The sequence below is a fragment of the Klebsiella sp. 2019SCSN059 genome, assembly GCF_021739525.1.
Lineage (GTDB): Bacteria > Pseudomonadota > Gammaproteobacteria > Enterobacterales > Enterobacteriaceae > Klebsiella > Klebsiella quasipneumoniae.
The window spans coordinates 1-4,668 of record NZ_JAKKOM010000076.1; the positions used below are offsets into that span (position 1 = coordinate 1).

Consider the following 4,668-nt stretch of genomic DNA (forward strand, 5'->3'; position numbering starts at 1 on the left):
GCTGACCCTCGCGCCCCGCCAGGAGCGAGCACCGGATCCCCGTCCGGCAGCGGACAGTAAATTTGCCGGTCGGGAGGGTGTGATTTACACCGTTCAGGGCAAAGGCGGCCTGGTCAGGGAAGTCCTGATACCGTCCCCCCTGGCTGAACGTCTGGAGCATGTCAGGCTGGCGAGCCCGGTCCGGGTGACCGATCGCGGCGTGTTTTACCAGAGTCAGTACGCCATTGGCGGAGGACAGCGCTGGTCGAACGCTTTCAGTGCCGCCTCCATGCGTACCCTGGGCTGGTCACGGGGGGCACACGGCGTGCGTCACAGCTACGCCCAGCAACGGATGCAGGAGCTGCAAAAACTCGGTCTGGTTCGTGATATGGCCCTGCGCACCGTCAGCCAGGAAATGGGCCATTTTCGTCCGGAAATCACGGAGACATACCTGCGATGACAAGAACATTTATTTTATTGTGTACCGGTGTTTTCGCCATCGCGTACGCCCTGTATGAGCTGAATCACTATGGCGTTTACTATCCGGACGTCAGCAATCCTGAGGCGTTTACTGGCTGGAAGGCGGTCACCGAACTCGGTCCCGCTATCCTGGCAACGGGGATCGCAGCCACAGCGTTCTCGCTGTGGCTGTTCATTTTGTTTTTCAGAGGCTCAGAGTCCCGCCGGATACAGCGCGAGATAAGCGGATATCAGCAGGCACTGAGGGAGGCAGAAGAGGCTCACAGAGCCAGACAAAATACCCTTATTCAGAATCACAACCTGGAGACAGCGGCCCTGCGAAGCCACTACATTGGTGCTGAGGATGTACTGCGGGAAGCGTTTGCGCAAAAAGAAAGCCTCTTGCTTCAGGCGGTGCAGAATGCCCGGAAAGAAGCCAGAAAGGAGCTGGAAGAACAGAGGGAGGCACTGAATCAGCGCGAATCCATCCTGCAGAAAAAGGAGCTGGCGCTGGAAACAACCCTGGAGAAGGCCCGGAAATATGTGGCCGGGGAGCGGCATAACACCGAGCTGGCCCGTCTGGAAGCAGAGAAAGCAGAGGAAAGACGGAGAAATGCCTGCGCGACGGCGGAACGGCGCAGACGGAAACTGGAAAAACTCCAGGCCACTGGCGGAACAGCAGGGCAAAAACACTGAGACATTTCAGGACTGCCAGAAACGCCACCAGGGCCGGGTCGTGTTCTGCCGCTGATCTTCCCGGTTCTCCAGCAACAACATCGCCTGTTTCAGACTGTCGATATGTGAATCTTTTGAGGCAAGAAGGGTGTTCAGGTGTTCAATTTCCTGTTTCAGAATGTAAATGACCTGTTCATTACGGTCAGAAGTGACTGTGTCACGCTGTCCACTGACCTGTTCTTCCGCCTGTTCAACGGATACCGGCGCAAAGGCACCAAACACCCGCAAAAGCTCTGAAGTCTCGAGCATTTTCGCATTCCGTTCACCCCGACAGGTGGACAGTTCACCGGCTTTAATTAACCTGTGCAGGGTTGTCCTGCTCTTACCCGTCAGGCGTGCAGCCTCACTGATCGACACGTTCGCCATCAGTCACCCTCCTGTAGTGCATCCAGTCTGAGGGACAGTGTACGGAAAAGATGCTCCGCATCATCGTGGAGTTTCTCACAAAGGTCAGCCTCCGCATCGAGATCAAGCTCGTTAAGCTTCTCCAGCAGGAGCAGGGACTGATTCTGGATGAATTTAGCCATGTTCAGGGCAGTTTTCTGTTGTTTCGTCATAAGGGGCCTCAGGGCGTCAGTGCTCAGTGTAAAACCGGTCTCTTTTCCGCTTCCTCGCTCACTCAGTCGCTACGCTCCTGCCGTTCGGCTGCGGCGAGCGGACGGGGCACACAGACAGAAAAGTCATCGCCACCACCCGGAAAAGGAAAAGGAAAAGAACAGACGGGAGAAGGCCACGGCGTTGCCGTTTTTCCATAGGCTCCGCCCCCCTGACAAGCATCACAGAAACGGACGCTCAAATCAGCGGTGGCGAAACCCGACAGGACTTTAAAGATACCAGGCGTTTCCCCCTGGTGGCTCCCTCGTGCGCTCTCCTGTTCCTGCCTTTCGGTTTACCGGTGTCATTCCGCTGTTATGGCCGCGTTTATCTCATTCCACGCCTGACACTCAGTTCCGGGTAGGCAGTTCGCTCCAAGCTGGACTGTATGCACGAACCCCCCGTTCAGTCCGACTGCTGCGCCTTATCCGGTAACTATCGTCTTGAGTCCAACCCGGAAAGACATGCAAAAGCGCCACTGGCAGCAGCCACTGGTAACTGATTTAGAGGAGATAGTCTTGAACTTATGCGCCGGTTAAGGCTAAACTAAACGAACAGTTTTGGTGACTGCGCTCCTCTAACTAGCCAGTTACCTCGGTTCAAAGAGTTGCTGCTCTGAGAACCTTCGAGAAAACCGCCTTGCTGGGCGGTTTTTTCGTTTACAGAGCAAGAGATTACGACGAGGCTGAATGAATCTCAAGATTTCATTTAGTCTGCCCCCCGATCATTCAAAGTTTTGGCGTAGTTCTGACCCGCTCCCCGTGATTTGTTATATACCCACCACGGGGGCATTAGTTTTTTTTATTTTTTTTTTGATGATATGTACAAAACCAGTGGTTAAGAATAATCTTAGCAGCCTTAACAAACACATACAAAAACAGCGGTTATGTTTCATCTCACCACAATAAGTAACGACAGTATCATGCTAAAAAAAGATGATATTATCTTTATGAAATCATAACAGGCTGTTTTTATTAAATTAATCAGGCATTTATGGACTGGATTTCACTTGCTATCGCCATTGCTCTACTTGTTGTAGCTGTCTACTCAGGAATCTCATACTACAAAGAAAAAAAAACAATCAGCCGTGTATTTAGGCGATAGCGCCCTATTTACCATAACGTCTTCTTACGCGCACCGCGAAAACGGCCTCAGGGCGTTTCTGGTGGTTAACGGGCAAAAGGTGGTGGCAAGTACACCGAAAACCGCCAGAAACGCGCCTGATTTATTTTACGCATATGCATGGCTATGCACACCACCGCATAGCCGGTGATTTCGGCCGAGAAAAGGGCCCCGGACGTTAAAAGCATAAAAGAACGGGCCATCCAGGCCCGTCAAATGAGGACAATTCTGTAAAAGGACCGTCGCACCTGGTGCGGTGCCGGCGACAAGAAAAAGGTAGCTCATATCAGCCCTCACCGGCGAAAAATATTTCCTGGCCACCTCAACCGCCACACGCTGTGTTCCCGTTAACTCGTGCAGATAACGCAGGAACATCCTGTTTTCCTCTGCATGCGCCTCCTCACTGCCCTGTGCGTGGTATTCCACTATCGCGTTCACCACGGACTCACCGACCTGCATCGTCTGACCTCATCTGCACTTTCATCACACCGTTTCAGATCCCGCCTCCTCGCCATGATGTGAAACGGTGACCGGGCAGGCAAATTTTTTGTCTGTCCGGTCACCGTTGGCGGGGTCCGGGGCGGTCAGTCCCGGTGTTTTTTATTCCGCCAAATCAGCACCTGCGACACCAGCTATGTACGACGCATAAATGCGCCTGTACATAGCGGGTGTCGCTATTGAGCGGAGTCAGGCGCAACATTTAAAAAACAACATTCACACGCACGAAAAACCTGGCTAGTATTTAGTCAAACCATGAGGAGGCGCACTCTGACGCGCACCTGCCTACCGGCAGCAGGTAAAACAGCCGGGTCCCTCCGGGGATACTGTACCGGGCAGCCCAATCCGAGAATCCTGAGAAAACAGCTAAAATCTGCGAGACCGGCAATCAGGTCAGGCCATTCCCTGGCTTAAGGGACGTTATCAGCCGCGAGCAGTCCGGGCTGAACCACGAGAGGTTCGAACGAGGGCGATCGGCGCATGCCGCAGTGACCGTTAACGTAACGGCCACTGATGTTCTTACACCCAATCCGGAGCACAGATGCAATTTGATACCGCTGCCGAACTGGCCGCCCTGCAGGCGCAGACCCGCCGTATCCGCCAGGTCCGCTACCGTCCCTCCCGCCTTGACCGCTATACCGGCGAACTGCTGAGCCTGTACCAGGCCGGGGCCAGTGCAGCGGAGCTGCAACGCTGGCTCCGGGCCCGGCGAATCAAGGTGGTGTTGTCCACGGTTACCCGCTGGCTGGAAAAAAATGGCTAAATTCGCCAGCGCTGCCCGCCAGGCGGCTGGCGTGATAAAACCACTCCAGGGAAATATTCTGCGCTCTGTCGGCACAGTCCGGAATTACGAGCAGGGACTGACCCGCGTCGCAGAGTGGATGAAAGCCAACCGGATTAATCACGGCGATTTACGCACACTGACACCGGCGCAGGCCATCACCTACCTGGAGCAGCGCGGGGAGCAGGTTGGCCAGAAAACGCTCGATATGGAACGCCAGGCCATCCAGGCCATGATGATCCACGTGACGCAGACCCTCCCTGCCGGCGAACACCTGCCGGTGGTGAAATCGGAGCAGGCACAGATCCTGAGCAGCCGGGCCTACAGCCCGGACCAGGTGGCCCTGATTGCCGCTGCACAGCAGCCCGCCAACGCTCTGGCCACCGCGATTGCCCTGGCCGCCGGATTACGCGCCCATGAACTGCTGACCCTCGCGCCCCGCCAGGAGCGAGCACCGGATCCCCGTCCGGCAGCGGACAGTAAATTTGCCGGTCGGGAGG

The 4,668-nt window shown here is 55.2% G+C and carries 7 protein-coding genes and 2 pseudogenes; 6 read left to right on the top strand and 3 right to left on the bottom strand.

Features of this window, described 5'->3' with window-relative positions:
- A pseudogene (locus tag L2I46_RS28625) lies at positions 1-439 on the top strand (site-specific integrase); the annotation flags it as partial.
- Positions 436-1,134 carry a hypothetical protein gene (locus tag L2I46_RS28630; protein WP_048290303.1) on the top strand — a complete coding sequence of 233 codons (699 nt, stop codon included), beginning with the start codon at positions 436-438 and terminating at the stop codon, positions 1,132-1,134. The pseudogene L2I46_RS28625 and the gene L2I46_RS28630, both read left to right, overlap by 4 nt.
- Positions 1,135-1,140: 6 nt before the next feature.
- On the opposite strand, the gene L2I46_RS28635 is transcribed toward L2I46_RS28630, so the two are convergent.
- Positions 1,141-1,539 (bottom strand): helix-turn-helix transcriptional regulator, encoded by a 399-nt coding sequence (locus tag L2I46_RS28635; RefSeq protein ID WP_117040471.1) that lies wholly within the window; start codon positions 1,537-1,539, stop codon positions 1,141-1,143.
- Positions 1,539-1,730, bottom strand: coding sequence for a Rop family plasmid primer RNA-binding protein (locus L2I46_RS28640; RefSeq protein WP_016947206.1), 192 nt, complete (start codon positions 1,728-1,730; stop codon positions 1,539-1,541). The genes L2I46_RS28635 and L2I46_RS28640 overlap by 1 nt, the downstream gene beginning before the upstream one ends.
- A 425-nt stretch (positions 1,731-2,155) precedes the next feature.
- Between L2I46_RS28640 and L2I46_RS29665 the strand changes: the two genes are divergently transcribed.
- Together L2I46_RS29665 and L2I46_RS28645 are read left to right on the top strand one after the other, a co-directional pair.
- On the top strand, positions 2,156-2,269 hold the full coding sequence (locus L2I46_RS29665; protein ID WP_032634168.1) for a hypothetical protein: 114 nt from the start codon (positions 2,156-2,158) through the stop codon (positions 2,267-2,269).
- Positions 2,270-2,760: 491 nt separating this feature from the next.
- On the top strand, positions 2,761-2,871 hold the full coding sequence (locus L2I46_RS28645) for a small membrane protein (protein ID WP_139157807.1): 111 nt from the start codon (positions 2,761-2,763) through the stop codon (positions 2,869-2,871).
- A 126-nt stretch (positions 2,872-2,997) separates the two neighbouring features.
- On the opposite strand, the gene L2I46_RS28650 is transcribed toward L2I46_RS28645, so the two are convergent.
- Positions 2,998-3,348 carry a hypothetical protein gene (locus tag L2I46_RS28650; protein ID WP_117040473.1) on the bottom strand — a complete coding sequence of 117 codons (351 nt, stop codon included), beginning with the start codon at positions 3,346-3,348 and terminating at the stop codon, positions 2,998-3,000.
- A 580-nt stretch (positions 3,349-3,928) separates the two neighbouring features.
- On the opposite strand from L2I46_RS28650, the gene L2I46_RS28655 reads away from it, so the two are divergent.
- Positions 3,929-4,150 carry a hypothetical protein gene (locus L2I46_RS28655; RefSeq protein WP_016947202.1) on the top strand — a complete coding sequence of 74 codons (222 nt, stop codon included), beginning with the start codon at positions 3,929-3,931 and terminating at the stop codon, positions 4,148-4,150.
- Positions 4,143-4,668, top strand: a pseudogene (locus tag L2I46_RS28660) (site-specific integrase); the annotation flags it as partial. The gene L2I46_RS28655 and the pseudogene L2I46_RS28660, both read left to right, overlap by 8 nt.

Bases quoted from the DNA above. Each gene is read 5' to 3' on its own strand.
- L2I46_RS29665 (WP_032634168.1), top strand. From the start codon at position 2,156: ATGCACGAACCCCCCGTTCAGTCCGACTGCTGCGCCTTATCCGGTAAC.
- L2I46_RS28645 (WP_139157807.1), top strand. From the start codon at position 2,761: ATGGACTGGATTTCACTTGCTATCGCCATTGCTCTACTTGTTGTAGCT.
- L2I46_RS28640 (WP_016947206.1), bottom strand. From the start codon at position 1,730: ATGACGAAACAACAGAAAACTGCCCTGAACATGGCTAAATTCATCCAG.
- L2I46_RS28650 (WP_117040473.1), bottom strand. From the start codon at position 3,348: ATGCAGGTCGGTGAGTCCGTGGTGAACGCGATAGTGGAATACCACGCA.
- L2I46_RS28630 (WP_048290303.1), top strand. From the start codon at position 436: ATGACAAGAACATTTATTTTATTGTGTACCGGTGTTTTCGCCATCGCG.
- L2I46_RS28655 (WP_016947202.1), top strand. From the start codon at position 3,929: ATGCAATTTGATACCGCTGCCGAACTGGCCGCCCTGCAGGCGCAGACC.
- L2I46_RS28635 (WP_117040471.1), bottom strand. From the start codon at position 1,539: ATGGCGAACGTGTCGATCAGTGAGGCTGCACGCCTGACGGGTAAGAGC.